Origin of the sequence: Janthinobacterium sp. SUN033 (genome assembly GCF_030397595.1) — a bacterium.
Classification (GTDB): domain Bacteria; phylum Pseudomonadota; class Gammaproteobacteria; order Burkholderiales; family Burkholderiaceae_D; genus Janthinobacterium; species Janthinobacterium kumbetense.
Genome location: NZ_JAPQNV010000007.1, coordinates 202,258 through 227,596 on the forward strand (window position 1 = coordinate 202,258; position 25,339 = coordinate 227,596).

A 25,339-nucleotide genomic window follows, 5' to 3' on the forward strand; every position below is an offset into this window, starting at 1 on the left:
CCCCTCTGCACGTAAAGGCAACACCATGAAATCGTCCCTGATCGCCGTCCTCCTCGCCGCCGGCTTTGCCGCCAGCGCGCAAGCCGCTCCTGCCACGCCTGCCGACCTGGACCTGGGCATCACCTATTACAGCCGCGTCCTGACGCCCGAAGGCGTGACGCGCGAAAGCCGCTACGAAGAAAAGATGCTGCGCCGCCCCGGCCACGTGTGGGTCGAGCGCGTGCTGGCGCCGTCGGCCGATGCGCATGCGGGCCACAGCCACGGTGAAAACAAGAAAGTGGCATTGAAAACGTCGACCGCGGCCACGCAGCATGAGCACAAGCACTTCAATCCCGTGCTGATACCGCGCCACGTGATGCTGGAAAAGAACACCGTGCGCGTGGAATACATCGATGCGCATGACAAGATCGTCGTCGCCATCCCCAAGGCCGAGTACGAAAACGTCAATTTCGACGGTTCCTGGGAAAACAGTTTTTATCTGCTGGACCCGAAACTGGTGGCCGCCATGCCGCTGTCGAAACAGGCGTCGAACGTGACGGGCGCGCGCTGGCGCGAAGTGGAAAAGAATGGTGTGTTCCAGCGCATCCTGTGGGATGAGCAAAAACAGATTCCGCTGATCATCGAAAGCGGCGACCGCGCGAATACCTTCTATCGCCGGGTCGACGTCAAGCTGCAGCCCACCGTCAGCAAGGCGCAGCCGTGGGCCAACTTGCAGAACTACGCGCAGCGCGAGTATTCGGACTACCTGGACTAAGCGCCCCGGGACGTAAAAAAAGCCAGGGAGCGATCCCTGGCTTTTGTCTGTCTGGCTGGCGCCGGATTACTCCGCCGCTGCCGCCTTCTTCGCCGGCGCCTTCTTGGCGGCCGGCTTTTTCACGGCCGCAGCTTTCTTGGCCGGCGCTTTTTTGACGGCTGCCGCTTTCTTGACGGCCGTTTTCTTTGCTGGCGCCGCGCCTTCTTCGCCTTCGGCCTCGGCCGCTGCCGCCTTCGTCTTGGCGCCCGGCTTGGCCTTGCGCTCTTCAAACTCGAAGCTCACCTTGCCATCCTTGCCGCGCACGAGGAATGCCTTGAACGGGCGGCGGGTACGCTGCGAAACAAAGCCCGGCAGCAAGTCCGTCTTGCCGTCGTTGAGCAGTTTTGCCATTTGTTCCGGCAAGATTTCCTGCTGCAAGATGATACGGCCGCTGCGGAAGTCGCACGTCTTCGGCTTGGCCACGCTGTGTTCGCACACATAGGCCAGGCCCATTTCGTACACGCCGGCGTTGCACTTGGGGCACGGTCCCACGGGCGTCTGGCCCGTGAAATCGACGCCTTCGCCGTCTTCGCTCTCGTCGTTCTGGCCGAAATCGAATTCCAGCTTGAAATTCTTGATCTCTTCATCGCGCACGATGCGCAGGATGGCCGCGAACGGACGGCCCATCTTCGAGCGGAAGCCTTGCAGCGGGCCGATGGTGCGGTCCTTCAGCAATTGCTCCACTTCGGCAATTTCGAACTGGCGCGAACCCGGTGTCTTGCTCATCGAGAATTCGCACTTGGTGCAGGCGAAACGACGGTAGTTTTCCTTCACCACGCCGCTGCAGTTGGGGCATGGCGTTTCCAGGGTCGCATAGTCGCCCGGAATGGTGTCATTATCGTATTCCTTGGCGCGCTTGACGATGATCTGCGTCATCTGCGCGATTTCGCGCATGAATTCTTCGCGCGAAATCTTGCCCTTTTCCATCTGCGACAGCTTGTATTCCCATTCGCCCGTCAGCTCCGGCGCCGTCAATTCATTGACGCCCAGGCCTTTGAGCAAAGTCATCAGCTGCGATGCCTTGGCCGTCGGAATCAGTTCGCGGCCTTCGCGGATCAGGTAGCGTTCCGTCAGCAAGCCCTCAATGGTGGCCGCGCGCGTCGCCGGGGTGCCGAGACCCTTGCCGGCCATCGCATCGCGCAACTCGTCATCGTCGATCAGCTTGCCGGCGCCTTCCATGGCCGACAGCAAGGTCGCCTCCGTGAAGCGCGCAGGCGGCTTCGTCACCAGGCCGTTGGCGTTGACGCTTTCCGTCTGCACTTTTTCGCCCTTGGCGACGGGCACCAGGTTGCCGTTGCCATTGCTTTCCTTGTCGGCGTCCGTCGACGCTTCCTTGCCGTAGATGGCCAGCCAGCCCGGATTGGTCATGACCTTGCCTTCAGTCTTGAACTGATGGCCGGACACTTCCGTGTAGCGCGTAGTGACCTGGAATTCCGCAGGCGGGAAGAACACGGCCATGAAGCGGCGCGTGACGAGGTCATACAGCTTCTGTTCCGGCTCGGACAGGTTTTTCGGCGCGATCGTCGTCGGGATGATCGCGAAGTGATCCGAGATCTTGGTGTTGTCGAAAATGCGCTTGTTCGGCTTGACCCAGCCCTTGTCGATGATCTGCTTGGCGAACTGGTGGTAGTTGCTGTTGTCCTTGACCGTTTCCAGCGCCTGCAGCACGGTCGGCATGTAGTCTTCCGGCAGGTGGCGCGAATCGGTACGCGGATACGTCAGCACCTTGTGCTTTTCATACAGCGCCTGGGCCAGGCCCAGGGTGTTCTTGGCCGAGAAGCCGAAACGCGAGTTCGCTTCGCGCTGCAGGCTGGTCAGGTCGAACAGGCCCGGCGCCATCGAGGTGGTCGGTTTCGACTCTTCCGTGACATTGCCTTGGCGGCCGCGGCAGGCGGTGGCGATCGAATCGGCAGCCGTCTTGCTCCACAGGCGCTCGGCGCGCTTCTCGGGGTCGTTCTCGTCCTTCTTGAACTTCGTGTCGAGCCAGCGGCCTTCATAGATACCGGCCGCGCAAACGAATTCGGCGCGCACTTCCCAGAAGTCGCGCGGCACGAATTTCTTGATCTTGTCTTCGCGTTCGACCACGATGGACAGGGTCGGCGTTTGCACGCGGCCCACGGTGGTCAGATAAAAACCGCCTTCCTTCGAATTAAACGCCGTCATGGCGCGCGTGCCATTGATACCGATCAACCAATCGGCTTCCGAACGGCAGCGGGCCGCATCGGCCAGCGGCAGCATTTCTTCGTCGCTGCGCAGGTGCGAGAAACCGTCGCGGATGGCGCCCGGCGTCATCGACTGCAGCCACAGGCGCTTGACCGGTTGCTTGGCTTTCGCGTTTTGCGCGATCAGGCGGAAAATCAGCTCGCCTTCGCGCCCCGCATCGCATGCGTTGATGAGGGTGGTGACGTCTTTGCGTTTGATCAGCTTGTTTAATACTTTGAGGCGCGCTTCCGTCTTGGCGATCGGGTTCAGCGCGAAATACGGTGGAATCATCGGCAAGTGCGCGAAACTCCATTTTCCGCGCTTCACGTCGAATTCTTCCGGCACGGCGATCTCCAGCAAGTGGCCGACCGCCGACGACAGGACGTATTCATCCGATTCAAAGTACTCATCGTGCTTGGTAAAGCCGCCAAGCGTCTTCGCGATATCGTTCGCGACAGAAGGCTTCTCGGCGATGATGAGGGTTTTTGTCATATTTTTTAGTCTCGAAAAATGCTCTAGGATAGTTTCAGCATGCGCATCATACAGTGCATTGCCAGGCGCCGACGCTTTTGTCTGCGCAAGGCCTTGTGACTTGTGGTCTTGTCAAGCGGCCAATGATAAGCGCCTATTGAAGAATTCGGCAAGTTATCTGCAAGCAAGAATGCGCAAGCGCAAACACAACAGGCTGGCGGGCGTGCTGGTGCAGCACATGGTAATGGGGATGGCGCGGCAGCGGCGCCAGGGTCAGGCAGGCAGCGACAGCGGCCGCCAGCGACGTCTATATATTAGTGCAATAAGCGCGGCGGGAGGTCTTCGTCGTCGACAAACAGATCGTCGAACATCAGGGCGTCCGGTTCCTTGCCCTGGCTCCACAGCAGCATCAGCACGATGACTTTCAGCTTGCCCAGCGAAACGGGTGCCTCGTCGAGCGCCAGCGCCCGTTCGATGACGATTTCGCGCTGCAGCGGCGACAGCACCTTGGCGCTTTCCAGGAACTGGATGAAGCCGACGGCGGCCGTGCCCAGCACGTCGCTTTCCTGCTGCACATAGAAGCGCGTGCCCGTGGAGCTGGCCGTCAGGGTTTGTTCGACGCCGGCCATGGCGTTCAAGTCCGTCAGCCAGACGAGCGCTTCGGAAATCTCCACGTCGTCGAAACCGACGGCCGACAGTTTGCGCGCCAGGACTGCCGGCTCGGGGCAGGCATCGGGGCGATAGTAAGTCTCGTAGAGGTACACCAGGATATCGAACATGGCTCTACTCTATCAGCTAAGTTCGCTGCGACACAAGGGTGCGCGCCGACAAAGCGCCCCCGTGCGGCAAGGCCGCCACACAAGTGACAAGCTGTCATTTACAGCGTTGAAACAGTCCTCCCGGCAAGCGTTCCACCCGGCCTGCCAGCTCCAGCGCCAGCAATTCCCCCATCAGCACGCCCATGGCCAGGCCGCTGCGCGCGGCCAGGGTATCGGCATCGAGGGGATCGTGGCCCAGCGCGGCCAGCAGCGGCGCTTCGTCTTCCACCGCTGGCGGCACCTGGGGCACGCCGCCCAGCCATTGCAACTCTTGCAGCACGTCATCGGCCGACTCGACCAGCTTGGCGCCCTGCTTGATCAATGCATGGCAGCCCTTGGCCAGGGTCGCATGGATGGAACCGGGCAAGGCATATACATCGCGCCCCTGCTCGCCGGCCAGGCGCGCCGTGATCAATGAACCCGATTGCGCGGCCGCCTCGATCACCAGCACGCCGCGCGCCAGGCCGCTGATCAGGCGGTTGCGGCGCGGAAAGTTAGCTGGCATGGCGGGCAAGCCCAGCGCGTACTCGCTGACGATGCAACCCTGTTCGGCAATTCTTTGCGCTAGATCAAGGTTACGTCGCGGATACACCAGATCGGCGCCCGTGCCGATCACGGCCACCGTGCCACCCGCGCCGCGCAAGCCGCCCTCGTGCGCGTGCGTATCGATGCCCAGCGCCAGCCCGGAAATGATGGTCAGGCCCGCCATGCTCAGCGCTTGCGCGAAAGCGGCCGCATTCTGCATGCCTTGCGCGCTGGCATTGCGGCTGCCGATGATGGCCACGCCGGGACGCGACAGCAATTCCGCCCGCCCCCGTACATATAACAACAGCGGCGGATCGGCGATTTCCAGCAGCAGGGGCGGATACGCGGCATCGGCCAGGGTCAGCACGGCGTTGCCGGGCCGCTGCAGCCACTGCAGGGTGAGTTCCAGCTGGCTGTTGGTCACGGGCTTGGGCGGCTGCACGATGGCGCGCGCCACGCTGGCCGGCACCGCTTCGCGCAAGGCCTCGAAGGGCATGGCGAAGATCTCCGGCGGCAAGCCGAAGCGGGCCAGCAAGGCGCGCGCCGCCACCGGCCCCACGCCGGGCAGATGCTGCAGGCGCAGCCAGCCCGCCAATTCCGTGGCCGTGTCTGCCGTCGTTGCAAGTGCATGCATGACCACCTCGCTGTGTGCTGTGCCCTCCCATGCTAGCGCCATGGCGCGCACGCGATACCGACGCGCGCAAGGATGCGTGCAAGGCGCGTGCAAAACGGCCTCCCATCCACAGGAGCATGGGCGTCTGTGATAAAATTTCCCTTTGCAGCAAACGATTAGCGCACTGGCAAACGCATCTGCCGCGCCGTTGTGCCATACGCGCCCAAGCATGGCGTACCCAACAGAAAATAGCCCTGCCATCGTTCGCATGGCCCAGGCATGAATAATCCGGCGCACCGGCGCCCACCTTAACCAGTCGAATCCGTATGTCCATATTAAATATCCTGCGTTACCCCGATCCTCGCCTGCACACGATCGCCAAGCCCGTCACCGAATTTGACGCGCGCCTGCAAACCCTGATCGACGACATGGCTGAAACCATGTACGACGCCCCGGGCGTCGGCCTGGCCGCGTCGCAAGTGGACGAGCATATCCAGATGATGGTGATCGACATCACCGAAGAAAAAAACCAGCTGCAAGTGTTCATCAACCCGGAAATCACCTGGGCCAGCGAGGAAAAGCAGGTCTACGACGAAGGCTGTTTGTCCGTGCCTGGCGTCTACGACGGCGTCGAGCGTCCGGCCCGCATCAAGGTGCGCGCCCTGGACCGCCACGGCAAGCAGTTCGAACTGGAAGCCGATGGCTTGCTGGCCGTCTGCATCCAGCATGAGATGGATCACTTGCTGGGCAAGGTATTCGTCGAATACCTGTCGCCGCTCAAGCGCAACCGCATCAAGACCAAGATGATCAAGGAAATCCGTGGTCTCGAACGCGAAGCGAGCCTGCGCGCACAGAACCGCCGTTTCTAAGCCGCTTTTGCAGTACTGCTGATAGACTGACCGTAACACCCTGCCAGCCTGGCGCCTTCGGCGCGGGCCTGCGCACCTCACGTCAAGGAACCATATGAAAGTGATCTTCGCAGGCACGCCTGAATTTGCCGCCACGGCCCTGAAAGACTTGCACGAAGCGGGATTCGAGATTCCGCTGGTGCTGACCCAGCCCGACCGCCCTGCCGGACGCGGCATGCAATTGCACGCCTCGGCCGTCAAGCAATATGCACTGCAGCACGGCATCGAGGTGCTGCAGCCCTTGTCGCTGCGCATGGACAGCAAGGACCCGCAGCGCGCCGCCGAGGCAAAAGCAGCGCACGAGCGCCTGCTGGCCACCGACTACGATGTGATGGTGGTGGCGGCCTACGGCTTGATCTTGCCGCGCAGCACCCTCGACATCAAACCCTGCATCAATATCCACGGTTCCCTGCTGCCGCGCTGGCGCGGCGCCGCGCCCATCCACCGCGCCATCGAAGCCGGCGACGATGAAACGGGCGTGACCATCATGCAGATGGAAGAAGGCCTCGATACGGGCCCCATGCTGGCCATCGAGCGCACGCCCATCGAAGCGGGCGATTCCACGGCAAGCCTGCACGACAAGCTGGCCACCCTGGGCGGCAAGATGATCGTCGAGACCCTGCGCAAGATGCAGCTGCAAGCGCTGGAAGCCGTGCCCCAGCCGGAAGCGGGCGTCACCTATGCGGCAAAAATCGCCAAGGAAGAAGCGGCGCTCGATTTCAGCCTGCCGGCGCTGGAACTGGGCCTGAAAATCCGCGCCTTCAATCCGTTTCCCGGCGCCTGCGGCCAGGTCGATGGCACCATCATCAAGATCTGGGCCGCCGACGTGCTCGAAGCGGACAGCAAGGAAGCGCCGGGCCAGGTGCTGGCGGCCGACGCCCAGCACGGCATCGTCGTGGCCTGCGGCAATGGCTCGCTGCGCCTGACGGAACTGCAAAAACCGGGCGGCAAGCGCCTGCCTGCGGCCGAATTCATCAAGGGCTTCCCCCTCGAAGGCAAGCGCTTCGCCTGACTTCACCGGATTGCACCGCGCCATCATCCCGATGGCCATAAAAAAAGGCTTGCCGCGGCAAGCCTTTTTTGCATCCGCCCCGCTAGCTTAGCGGCGCTGCACCTTCATCAGGCGTGCGCCCACGGACGACGACAGGCTGACCTCGAAACGGCCGCCGGCCGGCAAGGCGCTCACGTCGACATTGGCTTTGCCACCCGTCAAGTCACTGGCGACCACCGTCTTGCGGCCATCGGCAGCCACGTGCATGACTGCGGCATACGGTTCCGCCTCGGCATTCCAGACCAGCGCCAGCTGGCCACCGCTTTGCGCCGCATCAAACGTGGCATCGTTGGCGGCGGCCTTGCTGCGGCGCGCCGGGCGTTCCAGCTTGGCTAAAGCCTTGCCATTTGCCAACACTTGCACATCGCTGATTTCGCCCGGATTGGCGAAGCTGACGCGGAAGTGGCTCATGGCGTTGCCGCCATGGTCGGCCACGGAGACGCCATCGAAGGGCAAGTCGATAGTCTGTCCGGACGCCGTCAACACGCGCAAGGTATAAGCATGGCCGCTGCCGCTGGCAGCGGTGCCGATGCGCGCCGACGAGGCAACAGCCGGGCGCAGGGCCACGCCGCCAGGCGTGATGCGGCCGGAAATGGTCAGGTAGCCGTTCTGGGCCACGGCCATGCTGGCGGCCAGCACATTGCTGCCCGTAATCTGCGTGCTGCGTTTTTCCAGGAATTGCTGCACCCGCGCATAGCTGTAGTCGGAGAACCAGGCGCCGCTGCAATAGCTCATCACGTCCTTCATCGGCGTGTTGCCATAGACTGCCTTGCTCAGCTGGCCGATGCTGCCTGCATAGTTGCTGTTGTACAGCGGTTGCGGGCCCAGATTGCCATTCGCATATGGGTAGTCGACAGCAGCGCCAGCCGGACCGCCGCAGGGAACGTGCTGCAGCGAGTGGTTGTGGCCCAGCTCATGCACGAGCGTAGTCAGCCACAGAGGCCATTGATTGGAGAATGGGTCGACCGCCGCGATGCTATTGGACTGGGCATCGAGGCCGATGGCCGACGTAAAGTCGTTGCCGCTGCTGCGCTGGTTGATGTAGGCCAGGCCGGCGGCGTTGGTGACGGACATCTTCGGCACGAAACCATAATAGTAGGCGCCGCTGTCTTCCAGCGCGCGCCGGTTTTCCAGCTTGCCCAGGGCATCGCTCCACCAGCTGTCGGCCGTGCTGCTGCCTGGCAGGCTCAGTGCGGCGCGCGTCGTGATGCTGATATTTTCCGTCGCATACGGATACACGCGCAGCAGCGCGGCGCGGATCACCTCGGCATCAGGCAGTTGCGCCACGCCATCATCGGTGCTCAAGGGCACGAGCACCAGACGGATCTTGGCCAGGCTGGCCACCACGGGCGCCGCTTCCTGGCTCACTTGCACGCCGTCATTGCCGACGGCCGTCACGCGCACGCGCACGCCGGGCAAGATCCAGCCTGCAGGCAGGACGGCACTGAAATTGCCGTTGAAACTGTCATCGTTCTTCGTCGTCGGCAAGAGCGCCGGCCCCGTCATCGCGATGCTGCCCAGGTTGCTGCCATTGGCGGCGGTCGCATTCAAGGTGACCGCCGGGCTGGACTGGCCCGCCTGCCCGGCCAGCACGGACACGCGCACGGCGGCCGGCTTGCCGCGCGTCAAGCGCAAGGCCGTATTGCTGGCATTCAAATTCAGTACTTGCGCGAAATCAATGCTGCCCAGGGTAAAGGCCGACACCGTGCCCGCATTCACGGCGATGCGCGACGCAGCCGCCAGCATCACGTTGCCCGTTGCCGCGGCCGGCGCGGACAGCAGCAGCTGGCTGGCAGTGGCGCTGACGATGACGGCCGGCGTATTGCCCACCGACGCCGAAGTGACCTGGTCGAGATTGCTGCCCTGCACCGTCACGGACAAGCTTCCGTTATTGACGGCCGAGGTGATCGACGTCACTGTCACGCTGGCCAGCACCGTGTACGTGTCGCCGCTGAGCACATCGTTGTAGGGACCGCGCACCGTCAGCGCGCCTGTCGCCGCGCCCGCAGGCACCAGCACCGTCACGCTGCCGGCCGTCTGGCTTTGCGGCGTTGCCGCAGCACCATTGCCAAACTGCACCGCCGTCACGGCGCCCATGCCGCCGCCCGTGATCGTCACGCTGGAACCGACGCCGCCCGTCGCCGGTGCGACGCTGCCCACGCTCAAGGGCAGGTACACATTGACGTTATAGCTGGTGGCCGCCGTGCCGCTGGCGCTGACGAGGCTCAAGGCGCCCGATACGGGCACGCCCGGCATGGTCAGGGTGATGCTGGTGTCGCTGGCGGCGCTGGTGGCAACGGTCACGCCGCCCACCTGGAAAGCCGTCACGCGGCTCAGATTCGTGCCCGTAAGCACCAGACTGCCACCGACGGCGACATTCGCCGCCGAAACGGCCGTCACGGCAGGCAGCAGCACGGGCGTACCCGACGTGGTCGCCACCACCGTGTCGCCGCCCCCACCGCCACCACCGCCGCAGGCGGACAGGCCCAGCATGACAAACAATGCGACAAGCAGATGGTTTTTCATGGCTGGCAACCATGTTGATGCAGCGCGATGCCGGGAAGGACACGAGATAAATGTGACATATTGGTGACTTTTGGTGAGAATTTAATTTCGAAGAACCAATATTATGGTTTAGTTCGATTCCCAAAGACAACTATTAATGCTTTTGATTCAATTGGTTTTGATAATAATTAAAATATCTGCTTGGCAAACTTTACTCTGGGCATTATTCCCCTCACTCTGTATTGGCTAAAATCAAAATTACTTTCCTTTGCAGCTATTGCCATTCAACTCATTAAAAATATGCTGATGCGGCGCAAATAATGTGGAAATTTTTCCACAGCCTAGACGCCATATCGTTCTGCCAACTTTGCTGGAATAATTAACGTTTTGAGTAAGATTTTCAGGAATGTAATTTTCAGAAGCAGGCGTGGCGGCAGGCGATGTGTTGCAAGAAGGCCTGCCGTGGGGCGAACGGCCGCTTTTGCTTAAAACCAAAGCAGCCTGATGCCGTATAATTTTAGACCCGGTGAAATCAGGCGATTGCCACCTTCTGCCTGCCCTACCCGGCCGGCAACTCTCCGTCAGCTGATCCTGCTGACCCGCATCCGCCTCGTAACGTCTTGTCGCCGCGCCGCCGCCCGTTTGCCTATTGAAAGCATGAAATGAACGATACCGTGATCCCCGCCATGTCCCCGACCGAAGCCACCTTGCGCGCCATTCTGGCGCAGCGGATCATGATTCTCGACGGCGCCATGGGCACGATCATCCAGCAATACAAGCTCGACGAAGAAGCGTACCGCGGCGGCCCCGCCGGCCGCTTCATCGATTTCGCCGCGCCGGCCGACAGTGGCGCGCGCGAACTGTTCGTCAAGGGCAATAATGAGTTGCTGACCCTGACGCAGCCGCACATCATCCAGGAAATCCACGAGCGCTACCTGGCGGCCGGCGCCGACCTGATCGAAACGAATACCTTCGGCGCCACGACGATCGCGCAAGACGATTACCACATGGCCCACCTGGCCTATGAAATGAACGTCCAGGCGGCCAAGCTGGCGCGCGCCGCCTGCGATAAATATTCCACGCCGGACAAGCCGCGCTTCGTCGCCGGCGCCCTCGGGCCCACGCCGAAGACGGCGTCGATCTCGCCGGACGTGAACGACCCTGCCGCGCGCAACGTCACCTTCGACCAACTGGTGGCCGCCTACCTGCAGCAGACGCAGGGCCTGGTGGAAGGCGGCGCCGACGTGTTGCTGGTGGAAACCATCTTCGATACCTTGAACTGCAAGGCGGCCCTGTTCGCCATCGACCTGTTCTACGAGCAAAACCCGGATGTCGTGCGCCTGCCGCTGATGATTTCGGGCACCGTCACGGACGCATCGGGCCGCATCTTGTCGGGCCAGACCGTGCCCGCCTTCTGGAATTCCGTGCGCCACGCGAAACCGCTGACCATCGGCCTGAACTGCGCGCTGGGCGCCGCCCTGATGCGCCCGTACGCGGAAGAGCTGGCCAAGATCGCCGACACCTTCGTCTGCATCTACCCGAACGCGGGCTTGCCCAACCCCATGAGCGACACGGGTTTCGACGAGTTGCCAGCCGACACGTCGGCCCTGCTGCGCGAATTTGCCGACGCGGGCTTCCTGAACATGGCGGGCGGCTGCTGCGGCACCACGCCCGAGCACATCGCCGCCATCGGCGAGTTGCTGTCAAAAAATACCCCGCGCACCGTGCCGGCCCCATCGCACGACTTGCGCCTGGCGGGCCTGGAACCGTTCGTCGTCAATGACGAGTCGCTGTTCGTCAACGTGGGCGAGCGTACCAACGTCACGGGCTCGAAGGCGTTCGCGCGCATGATTCTCAACGAGCAATATGACGAGGCGCTATCCGTGGCGCGCCAGCAAGTGGAAAACGGCGCGCAAGTGATCGATATCAATATGGATGAAGCCATGCTCGACTCGCTGGCGGCCATGACGCGCTTCCTGAACCTGATCGCCTCGGAACCCGACATTTCGCGCGTGCCCATCATGGTCGACTCGTCGAAATGGTCGGTCATCGAAGCGGGCCTGAAATGCGTGCAGGGCAAGGCCATCGTCAACTCGATTTCCATGAAGGAAGGCGAAGAGGAATTCCTGCGCCAGGCCAAGCTGTGCCGCCGCTACGGCGCGGCCGTCATCGTCATGGCCTTCGATGAGAAGGGCCAGGCCGACACCTTCGAGCGCAAGATCGAAATTTGCGCGCGCGCATACCATTTATTGATCGATGCGCTGGACTTCCCGCCGGAAGACATCATTTTCGATCCGAACATCTTTGCCGTCGCCACCGGCATCGAAGAGCACAATAATTACGCCGTCGACTTCATCAACGCCACGCGCTGGATCAAGGAAAACCTGCCGTACGCGAAGATTTCGGGCGGCGTGTCGAACGTGTCCTTCAGTTTCCGCGGCAACGATCCAGCCCGCGAAGCCATCCATACCGTATTCCTGTACCACGCCATCAAGGCCGGCATGACCATGGGCATCGTCAACGCCGGCATGGTGGGCGTGTACGACAACCTGGACCCGGAATTGCGCGAGCGCGTGGAAGACGTGGTGCTGAACCGCCGCGACGACTCGACCGAGCGCATGATCGAATTTGCCGGCACCCTGAAGGCGGGCGGCAAGGCCGAGGCGCAAACCCTGGCCTGGCGCGAAGGCACGGTGCAGGAACGGCTGTCGCATGCGCTGGTGCACGGCATCACGCAATTCATCGTGGAAGACACGGAAGAAGCGCGCCAGGAGCTGCTGCACAATGGCGGACGCCCCATCCACGTGATCGAGGGCCCGCTGATGGCCGGCATGGACGTGGTCGGCGACCTGTTTGGCCAGGGCAAGATGTTCCTGCCGCAAGTGGTCAAATCGGCGCGCGTCATGAAACAGGCCGTGGCCCATCTGATTCCATTTATCGAGGAAGAAAAGCTGCTGGAAGAAAAGCGCACGGGCATCGTCGCCAAGCCGAAGGGCAAGATCATCATGGCGACCGTGAAAGGCGACGTGCATGACATCGGCAAGAACATCGTCACCGTCGTTCTGCAATGCAATAACTTCGAAGTGGTCAACATGGGCGTGATGGTGCCGTGCTCGGAAATCCTCGCCCGCGCCAAGGTGGAAAACGCCGACATCATCGGCCTGTCGGGCCTGATCACGCCATCGCTGGAAGAAATGGCCTATGTCGCCAAGGAAATGCAGCGCGACGAACACTTCCGCATGCTGAAGATTCCTCTGCTGATCGGCGGCGCCACCACCAGCCGCGCCCACACGGCCGTGAAAATCGCCCACAACTACGAAGGCCCCGTGATCTACGTGCCGGACGCCTCGCGTTCCGTGTCCGTGGCGCAATCCTTGCTGACGCCGGAACAGCGCGACAAGTACGTGGAAGACATCGAACTCGATTACGCGCGTATCCGCGAGCAGCACGCCAACAAGAAGGCGCTGCCGATTTTGCCGCTGGCGCAGGCGCGCGCCAACAAGATGCTCGTCCCGTTCGACGGCGCCTGCACGCCCGTGAAACCGAAGTTCATCGGCCGCCGTGTCTTTAAAAATGTCGACCTGGCCACCCTGGCCAACTACATCGACTGGGGCCCGTTCTTCCAGACCTGGGACCTGGCTGGCCCCTTCCCCGCCATCCTGACGGATGAAGTGGTGGGCGACGCGGCCACCAAGGTCTACGCGGAAGGCCAGGCCTTGCTGAAAAAACTCATCGACGGACGCTGGCTGACGGCCAACGGCGTCGTATCCTTGCTGCCGGCCAACAGCGTCAATGACGACGATATCGAGGTGTACACCGACGATACGCGCAGTAGCGTGGCGTTCACTTACTATGGTATGCGCCAGCAGGGCGTGAAACCCGTGGTCGACGGCGTGCAGCGTCCGAACCAGTGCCTGGCCGACTTCATCGCGCCGAAGGCATCGGGCGTGAAGGATTACATCGGCATGTTCGCCGTGACGTCCGGCCTCGGCATCGAGAAATACGAAAAACGCTTCGAGGATGCGCACGACGATTACTCGTCCATCATGCTCAAATCCCTGGCCGACCGCCTGGCCGAAGCGTTCGCCGAATACCTGCACGAGCGCGTGCGCAAGGATTTGTGGGGCTATGTGCCGGACGAACACCTGGGCAACGACGACATGATCGCCGAAAAATATGTCGGCATCCGCCCCGCGCCAGGCTACCCGGCCTGCCCCGAACATACCGTCAAGAAAGAGATGTTCGAGGTCATGCAAGCCGAGGAAATCGGCATGCAGCTGACGGAATCGTATGCCATGTTCCCCGGCGCGGCCGTGTCCGGCTTCTATTTTGCCCACCCGGAGTCGAAATACTTCGTCGTCGGCAAGATCGGCATGGACCAGGTGGAAGACATGGCCAAGCGCCGTGGCGTCAGCATCGAGGACGTGGAACGCTGGCTGGCGCCGAACCTGTCGTAATGCCATAATATAAGCACAAGGCGCGCGGAACTTATCGCGCGCCGAAGCGCACTAACGCAGTATGCCGGCCGGCATGCTGCATGCCCGCTCCGGCCCGTTCCCAACCGGCAAGGAGGATATATGGCAACCAATTTCAAACTGAAACGCTGGCAGGATCAGGTGATCCTGTTGCTGGGCCTGTGGCTCGTCGTCTCGCCCTGGGCGTTTTCCTATCCCGAAGGCTCGCCGCAGATGATCAACGCCTTTGTCTCGGGCCTCGTGATCGCCATCCTGGCCGCCTTCGACCTGTACAAGACGTATTTCTGGGCCGTCGTCGTCAACCTGCTGGTGGGCGTCTGGGTCGCCGCCTCGCCGTGGATACTGCGGCTGGCCGAACAGCGCGTCGTCCTGTGGAACGAGCTCGTCGTCGGTATCGCCGTTGTCGTCCTGGCCCTGTGGGAACTGCGCACCGACCCCGAACTGCACAAGCACTGGCCCGGCGCCGCGGCGTAGTGCAGCTACCGGCGTAAAAAAACCCCGCCGGGCACTGCCGGGCGGGGTTCTTGATATGGCTAGCTATGCCAATTACAGGGCGTATCTGACAACGTTATCGCTCCATTCGTAGGCGGCCATTTCCAGCTCCACCAGGTCGTCCGGCGACATGGCCAGGTCGCGCAAGGTTGGCACGATCTCGCCTTCCATGTCTTCGATGCGCTCGATGCACTCGGCCAGGCGCAGCAGGTCGCCGTAGAAGCCTTCGCGCGACAGCAGCGCTTCGGCCACTTCGTCGATCACTTCGATCTGGCCGAGGATTTCCGACATCGGCACGCCGAACAGGGTATCCATCAGCGACATGATGCCGACCGTAAAGGCGATATCGGCCGAATGGGCGTGGTTCGGGCGCAGTTTATGCGCGAGCAACTCCAGCAAACGGCCGCGCGTGGTGGCCAGCATCAGCAGCGGCGTCATGCTATGGCCGCGCTTGCTTGGTTCCGCATACAGCATGATTTGCAGCCAGCGCTGCAATTGGCGGCGGCCCAGCACGGTCACGGCCTGGCTCAGCGAATCGATGCGCTGACGCGCGCCCACGGCCGGTGTATTGACCAGGCGCAGCAGGTTCAGGGCCAGCGACACGTCGCGCTTGATGGCGCGCTCGATGTCCATATTGTCGGCGTCCGAGGTCACCAGGGTCATCAGTTCCATGACGGCCAGTTGCGACGGCGACAGTTTCTTGCCCGTCATGATGGCGGGCTTGGCAAAGTAATAACCCTGGAAGTAATCGAAGCCCAGGTCCAGGCCCGACTTGAATTCTTCGCGCGTCTCGACCTTTTCCGCCACCAGTTTCTTGTTTTCCTGCTTGAAACGGGGCGCCAGGGCTGCCAGCACTTTCGGGTCGACCGTGCTCATGTCCATCTTGACGTATTGCACCAGCGGCAGCAGTTCCTGCACTTGCTCCGTGTCGGAGACGACGTTTTCCAGCGCGAAGGTGAAGCCATGGCCCACCAGTTCGCTGATGCGCGCGCGCACTTCCGGCGTGACGGGCATCGATTCGACGATTTCCAGCACCACTTTTTCACGCGGCAGGAACACGAAGATGTCGCTCATGATCACGTCGGCATCGACGTTGACGAAACCGAGCGCGTCGCCGATGACCTTTTCCATGCCCAGCTGGGAAGCGTGGGCGATGACGGAGGCCGTGGCGGACAGGTCGCTGGTAATGTTGGCGGGACCGACCGGAGCGTTGCGGAATAGCAACTCATAGCCAAACAGGGCTTGATTGCGGTCAAGGATAGGTTGTCGCCCCAGATAGAACTCGCGCACGCGCAAGGGTTTCGGGGTGATGTCGTTGCTGGAAATATCGATCATTAACTCTTCATCAATCACGTCGAGTGACACCGGCCGCGCCGCGCCCGCATCAAGGTTCACTATTGACAATACTTTAGCTGAATTCCGCCCGCGCTGTGGGTATTTTGGCAGCAATCCAGTTTATTGTCGTCAACAAATTAGGCGACTGGCGTGTCTTGCACCATCCCGTCGACAAATAATTTCAATTCGCCCGGCGCAAACGCCGTCCATTGCTCATTCGTCGTCAGCGGCTGGGTAACAATCACGGCCACGCGGTCCTGGGGTGTCGTCACCTGGGAAAAGTCCACGCTCAGGTCTTCATCGGAGAGTTTAGCAGTTGGAAACGGATGTTGTCGCACCAGATAGTGCAAGCTGGTCGAGCAATGGGCAAACAGCGCCTCGCCGCTCGACAGCATCATGTTGAAAGTGCCGTGGGCGGCGATGCTGGGCAGCAACTCCGCCAGGGCCGCATGCAGTTGCGGCAACGCCGGCGGGGCATCGCCAAAGCGCGCGTGCAGTTCCTGCAGCAGGTAGCAGAAAGCCCGTTCGCTGTCCGTGCAGCCGACGGGGCGGTAACTGCCCGTCAGCACGGGGTTGAAATCCTTCAAATCGCCATTGTGGGCAAAGACCCAGTAGCGGCCCCACAGTTCGCGCACGAACGGGTGGCAATTTTCCAGCGCCACCTGGCCTTGCGTCGCCTTGCGGATATGCGCGATGACATTGCGCGACTTGATGGGGTAGCGTTTGATCAGTTCGGCCACGGGCGAGGCGATGGCCGCCTGGTGGTCGACGAAATGGCGCACGCCGGCGCCTTCGAAAAAGGCGATGCCCCAGCCGTCATGGTGGGTATCGGTATGGCCGCCGCGCATGGCGAAGCCGGTAAAACTAAAGACAATGTCCGTGGGGACATTGCAATTCATTCCGAGAAGTTGGCACATGGTCTGTTTGCAGCTGAATAACACAACCACCATACCATACCTAGAACCCTAACATAACCTACTGCGCGGCGCGATTTGCAGCCTCCGATGCTCACTGGCTCGGCGCCCCCGTACATTCGCACAGCTCCGCTTCTCGGCCGCAACTCACTGCCGCTCGCTACGGTTCTGTTAAGGTTCTTTCTAACTAGTGCAACAGGACGGGCTGGCTCATGAGGGAATCATAGCTGCCCAAAAATTCATCGATCTCTTCCATGCTGGGTTCGCTGGCAATCAGCTCCGTAACGTCGCGGCGGAAGTGTTGCGCAAGGATGCCGGCGATAAACGTTTCCCGCTTGCCCCCCTTGTCGACGATTTCATAGCCGCCAAAGCGCAGGGCTTCGAGGTCGCCGTCGACGCCGAATTCCACGACGCTGTATTGTTCGCTGTTATAGATCAGGTTCATTTTGCATCCTTCGCTCAAGCAGGAGAAGCTCCTGCGGTGTCAGAACAGAGGTGGGGTTCACACGGCGCCATTTCAAGCGGCCATGCCACCCTGCGGGCTACAGAGTTGTAACGAGATGCAAACTACGACTGCGGTAAGGCGATCAAGAAATCGTCAGGAAACCACCATGTCTGCTTGCAGCGCCAGCAGGGCATCGTAGGGACTGGCGGTGAGCCAGGTGCGCAATTGTTCGATGTGCGTGGCGTCGGCCAGGCTGATGAACAAGTGTGCGGGTGGATGGCGCAGCAGACGATTCAATGTTACACGCAATACGAGATTGCCGCTGCAGCACAGGCAACCTGGCGCGATGCGCAACAGTTGCAATGGAAATGATGGAGGAGGAGAAACTTGCCCGGCCAGATCGGCCAGGATGGCGTTGCCGTCAGCCAATCCTTCCAGGATCACAGCGACCGGCTGGCCAGGCGGCAAGGCTTGCGCGATGGCCGCTTCGCGCCCGGCGGCGCGTCCACCGCTGACCAGAGTCAGCGGCGTCGGACGCCGCACGGTTGCCGTCACAGGCTTTTCTTGGCCAGCTTGCCCGGTTCGACACCCAGCTGTTTCAGCTTGCGGTACAAATGGGTGCGCTCGAGGCCCGTTTTTTCCGCCACGCGGGTCATGCTGCCGCCTTCGCGTCCCAGGTGATGTTCGAAATACATGCGCTCGAACGCGTCGCGTGCCTCGCGCAGCGGCAAGTCGAACGACAGGTTGTAGCCATGGCCTTCGGCCACCGCCGGTACGGCGATGCCTGGGCGCACCATCAGCTGTTGCGGCGCGCTGCCGCCAAAGCTCGGCACGGGATGGCTGCTTTCCTCGGCCACCACGGGCGCCACGGGGCGCGGCGCCACGCTCGGCGCGCGCACGGTTTCCTGTGCCCGCGTCAAGCCTTGCTGGACTGCCTTCAGCAGTTTTTGCAGGGCAATCGGTTTTTCCAGGAAGTTCATGGCGCCGATGCGCGTCGCCTCGACCGCCGTATCGATGGTGGCGTGGCCCGACATCATGATCACCGGCATGGTCAGCAAGCCGTCGCGCTGCCATTCCTTGAGCAGGGTGACGCCATCGGTGTCGGGCATCCAGATATCCAGCAATACCAGATCCGGCGCACCGGCGGCACGCGCTTCGCGCGCCTGCTGCGCATTTTCGGCCAGCTGGATAGCATGTCCTTCGTCGCCCAAAATTTCCGAGAGCAACTCACGGATACCCATTTCATCATCCACTACGAGTATGTTTGCCATTCGTGTCTTGCCTTCCTCATTTCGCCGGCCGTCGCGCACAAGATGCACACGGCGGACAACTATGATTTTATTAGTGTTTTAAATACTAAACCAGACCCTCACGCCAGGAATTCCTGGGCAGGAGTGTCGGGAGCTAACTTTAACAGCAAAATGACCACCGAAGCGCCATTGCCGTCGACCCGGTTCTCGATATCGATGCGTCCTCCGTGTTCATCGATAATTTTCTTGACCATCGCCAAGCCCAATCCCGTGCCGCGCGCCTTCGAGGTCACGTAGGGCTCGAAGGCCCGCGCCAGGATTTTTGGCGCGAAACCAGGGCCATTGTCGCTGATGGCCAGCCGCACGGCGATATTCACGCCGCCGTCCGCACTGCGATAATGAATTGCTTCCGTCCTTACGTCAATCCGCGGATGCGGCGAGTCCGGCGGCAGGTCGGCCATGGCGTCCTGCGCGTTCTGCAGCAAGTTGTGTATCACCTGGCGCAACTGGGTCGGATCGCCCATCACCATCGGCAAATTCGGCGCCAGCAGCGGGTGGATGATGTCGCCATCGTCGCCGCGCAGGTACAGGTTCAGTATTTCTTCGATCAGCTCGTTCAGGCGCAGCGGCGTGAGCACGGCCGGCGGCGTGCGCGCATAGTCGCGGAAGTCGTCGACCATGCGCTTCATCGCATCGACCTGCTTGACGATGGTGGTGGTGGCGCGACTGAGCAGGTCGGCATCGGGCTGCTCCAGCTTGCCTTCGAGCTTCATCTGCAGGCGCTCGGCCGACAGTTGGATGGGCGTGAGCGGATTCTTGATTTCATGCGCCAGGCGGCGCGCCACCTCGCCCCAGGCGATCGAGCGCTGCGCGGAAATCACGTCGGAAATATCATCGAAGACGACGATGTAGCCGCTGCCGGACTCCAGCGGCAGGCGCGAACCGCGCGCCAGCAAGGTGATGTCATGCTCGTCGGCACTGCTGCCCAGGCGGCGCGGAATCTCGATCTGGCGCTGCCAGTGCAGGCGCTGCTGGTTGCGGCCCGATGCCGATTGCGCGCTTTGCGCCGTGAAGGCGCTGATGATGGCGCCGCCAAACTCTTCCATTCCAGCAATATTCGCCAGCGGCTGGCCCACCATGCTCATGCCCGAATGCTGCAGGATGCGCTCGACCGACTCATTGCAGGTCACCAGTTTAAAGTCGCCGTCGAGCACCATCACGCCGGCCGACATGTTCGCCAGCACCGATTCCAGGTGGGCCTTGGCGTTTTGCAAGGCGGCGCGGTTGCTTTCCACGGCCGTGCGCGCATCGAGCAACTGGCGCGTCATGATGTTGAACGACTGCGTCAGGGTGCCCAGTTCATCCTTGGTGGCGACGATGGGGCGCGGCGACAGGTCGCCCTCGGCCACGGCGCGCGTGCCTTCGGCCAGCAGCAGCAGGGGCTGGGCCAAATTACCGGCGATCAGGAAAGCGCTGCCGATGGCGCCGAAAATAGCCAGCAGCAAGGTCAGGGTGAGGATTTCCATGTACATCTTGCGCAGTCCCACGCGCGCGACGAAACGTTCCTTGTATTCGCTGTAGGCGGCGCGCAGCACTTCGCCATTCGTCGCCAGCTTGGGCGGCACCGATTGCAGCAGTTGCAAATAGCGGGGCGAGACGGAAGGCCCCGGCACGGCCACCAGCACGCGCAGGCGCAGGCTGGCCGCCGTTTCCAGCGACGCCGGCAGGCCCGAGCGGAAACCGCCGCCGCCCGACTCCGTGCCATCGTCGTGCAACTCCAGTCCGCCCTCGGCGGAGGCATAGCCGGCCGGCAAGGCTGCCTGCACCAGCATGGGCGGCGTCGGCAAGTCGGCCGCGCTGTGCGGCCCGGCGCTGGCCAGCAGCACGCCGTCGCCGCTGACGAGCATGACGTTTTGCATGCCCTCTTCGCGCAGCAGGCTGGTCAGCACGGCCGGACCGGCCACCGGGTCGGCGCCCAGTTCTTCGACGGCCTTGTGGCCCCGGTGGTCGAGCTCGACCAGGGCCGCATCGAGGCCGGCACGGCCCAGCTCAATCCCCGATTCCAGCGCCGCTTCGATCTTGACGTTGAACCAGGATTCGATGGAGTGGGAGACGAATTGCACAGAGACAAGGAAAATCACCAGGCCCGGCAGGATGCCGACAGCGGCGAACAGCATCACCAGGCGCGTCATCAGCTTGGAGCCGAACTTGCCGCTCTTGTAGCGCGCGTACAGGCGCGCCAGGGAAATGCCCACCAGCGCCAGCAGGGACACGGCGACGGCCGCGTTCAGGCCCAGCAGCCAGGTGTAATAGCGGTCGAAAAAGCCGGAATTGTCGGAAGCCGACGCCAGCAGGAACAGCAGGATACTGACAATGCCGCCGCCCACCACCAGCAAATAGCGCAATGCTTGACTCACTACTCCGCCGTATACAAGAAGGTTTTTTTATTCGAAGCCAGGCGCCAGTCGCTGTTATTGAAGGCATTGACCTGTATCGGCTTGGGCAGGTAGTCGCGGTCCATGCCCATGCGCAAGGTGACGTTGTACGTCTGCCCCACTTTCAGCTCGCCGCGCCGCGCCACCAGCCAGCGGCTGGGACGGCGGATCAGGAACAGCGCATCGTCGAGGGTGGGAAAGCTTTGCTGCAAGCCGCCGCCCGACACATGATACTGGCGCGTCAGCACGTTATAGGACAGCTTGCTGGTCTGGCGCGCCACGATGGCTTTTTCATCGAACCAGTACCAGCGGGGCCGGGTCAGTTCGATTTCTGTCGTGAAATACAGCGGCACGCCATGCTGTACTGCATCATCGAGGTCGTGATTGAGCTCGAAGGAATACGTGGCGGCCAGCTTGTAGCCCTCTTCGCCCGACTCGATATAGGCACGGGTGATCTCGACCATGTCGGCGGCATGCGCGCGTGGCATGGTACATGTCAGCATCAGCAGCAGGGCCAGGAGTCGGAAGAGTCGTGTTGTCACAAGTGTGCCGGTAGTGTCCGTAAGAAAAGGTTCGACGAATCGCTCAAGCCGCATTTTTTTGGAATAGCGCATAGAACAAACCGTCGTGGTCCTGCTCCGCGCTGCCAGTCGGCAACAGCTGGCCAGGCGCTGTCAATCGGGTCGCATTATTGCGTACCGCAAATGCCGCCGCCTGTGCCTCGGACTCCTGCGGCCACAATGAACATGTCACGAACAGCAATTTACCATCGGGGCGCAGCATCTGCCACAGGTTGTCCAGAATTTTGGAGGAAAGTGTTGCAAGTTGGAACGCATCCCCCTTGCGGCGCAACCAGCGAATATCGGGATGGCGGCGCACGATGCCCGAGGCCGTGCACGGCACGTCGGCCAGGATGCGGTCGTACTGCTGGCCGTCCCACCACGCGCTCGATTGCGCATCCTGCGCCTTCAGGGTGGCGTCCAGGCCCAGGCGCTCGAGATTTTCCGCGATGCGCGGCAGGCGCTTGGCGTCCGCATCGATGGCCGTCACTTGCACGTCGGCCAGCTCCAGGATGTGGCACGTCTTGCCGCCCGGCGCCGCGCAGGCGTCCAGCACGCGCATGCCATCTTGCAAGTCCAGCAGCGGCGCGGCCAATTGCGCGCCAGCATCTTGCACGGAAACGACGCCCTGCTCGAAGCCGGGGATCAGCGCCACGCCGATCGGTTTGTCCAGGCGCACGGCGAACGGTCCCACCTGGCGCGCGGCGATGCCCGCCTCCGCCAACACGGCCAGATACGCTTCGACCGTGCTCTTGCGGCGATTCACGCGCAGGGTCAGCGGAGGCACGGCATTGCCGGCCGTCAGAATGGCTTGCCAGTCGCGCGGGTAAGCCAGGCGCAGCGAGTCGATCCACCACTGCGGATAATTCCATTGCGCCAACGGTTGCTGCAGGGCCGCTTCCAGCAAGGATTTGCGCTCGCGCAAGAAACGGCGCAAGACGGCATTCACCATGCCCTTGGCATGCGCCAGGTCAGGGTGCGAAGTGGCCACTGTGACAGCCTGGTCGACAACGGTAAACTCTTCGTACGGCTGCTCGCCCGGCTCGGCCGACATCAGCGACAGCGCGCAGCACAGCAGAGCGGCCAGCATCGGCGGCTCGGGCGCCTTCGACGTCATCAGGCCGACCAGGGTTTCGCTGCGGCCCAGCTGGCGCATGGTACGGTAGGAAATATCCTGGATGGCGCCGCGCGCCTGCGGGCTGGCGTTCGATTGCGTAAACACCTTGGCCAGCGCCTGCGGCAGGGCCGTGCCCGTGCGCACTTGCGCCACAGCATTGGCCGCGCCGAGCAGGCAAAACGCCAGCGAGTCGGCGCGCAAATCGGGTTGGAAGCCTGGCTGCAAGACCGGTTTCAGGTCGGGATGGTAGCTGGGACGCAATTTCGGTGCGGCAGGAGCCTGGCCTGGCGCCGGCTTGGTTTTCAATTTCAGCGTGGGGCGCTTGTTCATAGTTATCCGGTGTGGCTGCGCGCGGCGGGCTGCATGGTGGCAAAGTCGCGGCCGCGCGTCATCAATAAAGGGTCGATTGTAGCGTTTGTGGCGCCCTCTGGCCCAAGCGATTGCAGCGATACATGTAAATTGCGGCAAAAAACTGCATATATACAAGCAGAATGCGCCATGCTGATGTTTTCGTGCACCAACATAGGCATGCTGTCCTGATAATATCGTGAAAAGCGCCGGCAAGGGCACACTGCCGGCTGGCGTATTGTTCCCGGCAGCAAACCAGTATAATTAACGCAGTCTGGGCGGCTTGGGTACTGGCCGTCCGTTTTGCTTTTTGATTCATTCTATTCATTCTTAACGCGGTTCCACCGCCATCCTGCTCATGCTCGCCCAACAGAAACAAGAAATCATCGCCCTGTTCCAGGCCGCCCTCGCTCCCGTCCTGGCCGGCACCTCGCTTGCGCCTAGCGTAGTGCTCGAGCGACCACGCGATGCATCGCATGGCGACGTCGCCTGCAATATCGCCATGCAACTGGCCAAGCAGCTGAAACAGAATCCCCGCGAACTGGCGCAAACCATCGTAACGGCCGTGCTGGCCAATCCGGCCGGCAAGGGCCTGGTCGAGGCAGTGGAAATTGCCGGTCCCGGCTTCATCAACGTGCGCGTCTCCGCCGCCGCCAAGCAAGCCGTGGTGAAAACCATCTTGAGCGAGGCCGACAGCTATGGCCGCAGCACGGCAGGCGCCGGCAAGCAAGTCATCCTGGAATTCGTCTCGGCCAACCCGACCGGTCCGCTGCACGTGGGCCACGGCCGCCAGGCAGCCCTGGGCGACGCCCTGTCTTCGCTGTTCGACGCGCAAGGCTATCAGGTGACGCGCGAGTTCTACTATAACGACGCGGGCGTGCAGATCCAGACCCTGGCCAACTCCGTGCAGGCGCGCGCGCGCGGCTTCAAGCCGGGCGACGCCGAATGGCCCGAGTCCGCCTACAACGGCGACTACATCGCCGATATCGCCAACGACTTCAAGGCCGGCAAGACCGTCTCGGCCAGCGATGGCTTGCCAGCGACGGCCAACGGCAACGTGGACGACATCGATTCGATCCGCCCGTTCGCCGTCACCTACCTGCGCAACGAGCAAGACATCGACTTGCAGGCGTTTGGCGTGAAGTTCGACAATTACTACCTGGAATCGTCGCTGTACGCGGACGGCAAGGTCAATAGCGCCGTGGAAACCCTGATCAAGGCGGGCCACACGTATGAGCAGGATGGCGCGCTGTGGCTACGCACCACCGACTTCGGCGACGACAAGGACCGCGTCATGCGCAAGACGGACGGCACCTACACGTATTTCGTGCCGGACGTCGCATATCACCTGGTGAAATGGCAGCGCGGCTTCGTGCAAGCCATCAATATCCAGGGCAGCGACCACCACGGCACCATCGCGCGCGTGCGCGCCGGCCTGCAGGCGGTCGACATGGGCATCCCGCAGGGCTACCCCGACTACGTGCTGCACAAGATGGTCACCGTCATGAAGGATGGCGAAGAAGTCAAGATTTCGAAGCGCGCCGGCTCCTACGTGACCGTGCGCGACCTGATCGAATGGTCGGGCGGCGGCGACATCGCCAAGGGCCGCGACGCCGTGCGCTTCTTCCTGATCTCGCGCAAGGCCGACACGGAATTCGTCTTCGACGTCGACGTGGCGCTGAAAACCACCGATGAAAACCCGGTCTATTACGTGCAATACGCGCATGCGCGCATCTGCCGCATCCTGGAAAACTGGGGCGGCGATGCCAGCACGGTCGCCAGCGTCGACCTTTCCCCGCTGACGGCGCCGACCGAAGCGACCCTGCTGGCGACCCTGGCCGCCTACCCTGAAATGCTGGCGCGCGCGCAAGCCGAACTGGGACCGCACCAGGTCGCCTTCTACCTGCGCGACCTGGCCGCCAACCTGCACAGCTTCTACTTCGCCGAAAAAGTGCTGGTCGAGGACGAAGCCGTCAAGATGGCCCGCCTGGCCCTCGTCATCGCCGCGCGCCAGGTACTGCGCAACGGCCTGGCACTGATCGGCGTGTCCGCGCCAAACAAAATGTAATCGCGAAGGTCAAA

The 25,339-nt window shown here is 62.1% G+C and carries 18 protein-coding genes; 6 read left to right on the top strand and 12 right to left on the bottom strand.

Translation table 11 applies throughout. The features are described 5' to 3' along the window. The first annotated feature begins 25 nt into the window (after window positions 1–25). On the top strand, window positions 26–754 hold the full coding sequence (locus tag OX460_RS26460; RefSeq protein WP_289900440.1) for a hypothetical protein: 729 nt from the start codon (window positions 26–28) through the stop codon (window positions 752–754). A gap of 66 nt (window positions 755–820) precedes the next feature. Here OX460_RS26460 and OX460_RS26465 read toward each other — a convergent pair whose 3' ends face one another. From OX460_RS26465 to dprA, 3 genes are all read right to left on the bottom strand, one after another. Next, the gene (locus OX460_RS26465) at window positions 821–3,487 is read right to left on the bottom strand and encodes a DNA topoisomerase III (protein ID WP_077399489.1); all 2,667 of its coding nucleotides are present in this window, start codon (window positions 3,485–3,487) and stop codon (window positions 821–823) included. 293 nt (window positions 3,488–3,780) lie between these two features. Continuing rightward, window positions 3,781–4,245 carry a DUF494 domain-containing protein gene (locus OX460_RS26470; protein ID WP_099665525.1) on the bottom strand — a complete coding sequence of 155 codons (465 nt, stop codon included), beginning with the start codon at window positions 4,243–4,245 and terminating at the stop codon, window positions 3,781–3,783. 94 nt (window positions 4,246–4,339) lie between these two features. After that, window positions 4,340–5,443, bottom strand: a complete 1,104-nt coding sequence (dprA, locus tag OX460_RS26475) for a DNA-processing protein DprA (protein WP_289900441.1) — start codon at window positions 5,441–5,443, stop codon at window positions 4,340–4,342. A gap of 305 nt (window positions 5,444–5,748) precedes the next feature. Between dprA and def the strand changes: the two genes are divergently transcribed. Next, entirely contained in the window at window positions 5,749–6,291 is a 543-nt protein-coding gene (gene def, locus OX460_RS26480) for a peptide deformylase (protein ID WP_034784735.1), read from the top strand. A gap of 94 nt (window positions 6,292–6,385) precedes the next feature. Then, the gene (fmt, locus tag OX460_RS26485; protein WP_289900442.1) at window positions 6,386–7,342 is read left to right on the top strand and encodes a methionyl-tRNA formyltransferase; all 957 of its coding nucleotides are present in this window, start codon (window positions 6,386–6,388) and stop codon (window positions 7,340–7,342) included. A gap of 87 nt (window positions 7,343–7,429) precedes the next feature. Here the strand turns inward: fmt and OX460_RS26490 are convergent, their stop codons facing one another. Next, complete coding sequence (locus OX460_RS26490; RefSeq protein ID WP_289900443.1) at window positions 7,430–9,907, bottom strand: IPT/TIG domain-containing protein; 2,478 nt, start codon at window positions 9,905–9,907, stop codon at window positions 7,430–7,432. Between the two features lie 641 nt (window positions 9,908–10,548). On the opposite strand from OX460_RS26490, the gene metH reads away from it, so the two are divergent. Together metH and OX460_RS26500 are read left to right on the top strand one after the other, a co-directional pair. Continuing rightward, window positions 10,549–14,343, top strand: a complete 3,795-nt coding sequence (metH, locus tag OX460_RS26495; RefSeq protein WP_289900444.1) for a methionine synthase — start codon at window positions 10,549–10,551, stop codon at window positions 14,341–14,343. Between the two features lie 120 nt (window positions 14,344–14,463). Next, window positions 14,464–14,835 carry an SPW repeat protein gene (locus OX460_RS26500; RefSeq protein ID WP_099665530.1) on the top strand — a complete coding sequence of 124 codons (372 nt, stop codon included), beginning with the start codon at window positions 14,464–14,466 and terminating at the stop codon, window positions 14,833–14,835. Between the two features lie 72 nt (window positions 14,836–14,907). Here the strand turns inward: OX460_RS26500 and OX460_RS26505 are convergent, their stop codons facing one another. The 8 genes from OX460_RS26505 to rsmB all read right to left on the bottom strand — a co-directional run bounded on the left by OX460_RS26505 (window position 14,908) and on the right by rsmB (window position 23,239). After that, complete coding sequence (locus tag OX460_RS26505; protein ID WP_289900445.1) at window positions 14,908–16,188, bottom strand: EAL domain-containing protein; 1,281 nt, start codon at window positions 16,186–16,188, stop codon at window positions 14,908–14,910. A 137-nt stretch (window positions 16,189–16,325) separates the two neighbouring features. Continuing rightward, complete coding sequence (locus OX460_RS26510) at window positions 16,326–17,105, bottom strand: class II glutamine amidotransferase (protein ID WP_099668254.1); 780 nt, start codon at window positions 17,103–17,105, stop codon at window positions 16,326–16,328. A gap of 184 nt (window positions 17,106–17,289) precedes the next feature. Then, window positions 17,290–17,547 (bottom strand): DUF3567 domain-containing protein, encoded by a 258-nt coding sequence (locus OX460_RS26515; protein ID WP_077399469.1) that lies wholly within the window; start codon window positions 17,545–17,547, stop codon window positions 17,290–17,292. A gap of 153 nt (window positions 17,548–17,700) precedes the next feature. Next, entirely contained in the window at window positions 17,701–18,102 is a 402-nt protein-coding gene (locus OX460_RS26520; RefSeq protein ID WP_289900446.1) for a GTPase, read from the bottom strand. Next, window positions 18,099–18,818, bottom strand: coding sequence for a response regulator (locus OX460_RS26525; RefSeq protein ID WP_034784724.1), 720 nt, complete (start codon window positions 18,816–18,818; stop codon window positions 18,099–18,101). Before OX460_RS26525 ends, OX460_RS26520 begins: the two co-directional genes overlap by 4 nt. A gap of 98 nt (window positions 18,819–18,916) precedes the next feature. Beyond that, window positions 18,917–21,214, bottom strand: a complete 2,298-nt coding sequence (locus tag OX460_RS26530) for an ATP-binding protein (RefSeq protein WP_099665532.1) — start codon at window positions 21,212–21,214, stop codon at window positions 18,917–18,919. Further along, window positions 21,214–21,720 (bottom strand): DUF4390 domain-containing protein, encoded by a 507-nt coding sequence (locus OX460_RS26535; protein WP_251350982.1) that lies wholly within the window; start codon window positions 21,718–21,720, stop codon window positions 21,214–21,216. Before OX460_RS26535 ends, OX460_RS26530 begins: the two co-directional genes overlap by 1 nt. A 97-nt stretch (window positions 21,721–21,817) precedes the next feature. Then, complete coding sequence (rsmB, locus tag OX460_RS26540) at window positions 21,818–23,239, bottom strand: 16S rRNA (cytosine(967)-C(5))-methyltransferase RsmB (RefSeq protein WP_099665534.1); 1,422 nt, start codon at window positions 23,237–23,239, stop codon at window positions 21,818–21,820. 376 nt (window positions 23,240–23,615) lie between these two features. Between rsmB and argS the strand changes: the two genes are divergently transcribed. Beyond that, window positions 23,616–25,325: an arginine--tRNA ligase gene (gene argS, locus OX460_RS26545; protein ID WP_289900447.1), complete on the top strand. Its 1,710-nt coding sequence runs from the start codon at window positions 23,616–23,618 to the stop codon at window positions 25,323–25,325. The last annotated feature ends 14 nt before the right edge of the window (window positions 25,326–25,339 follow it).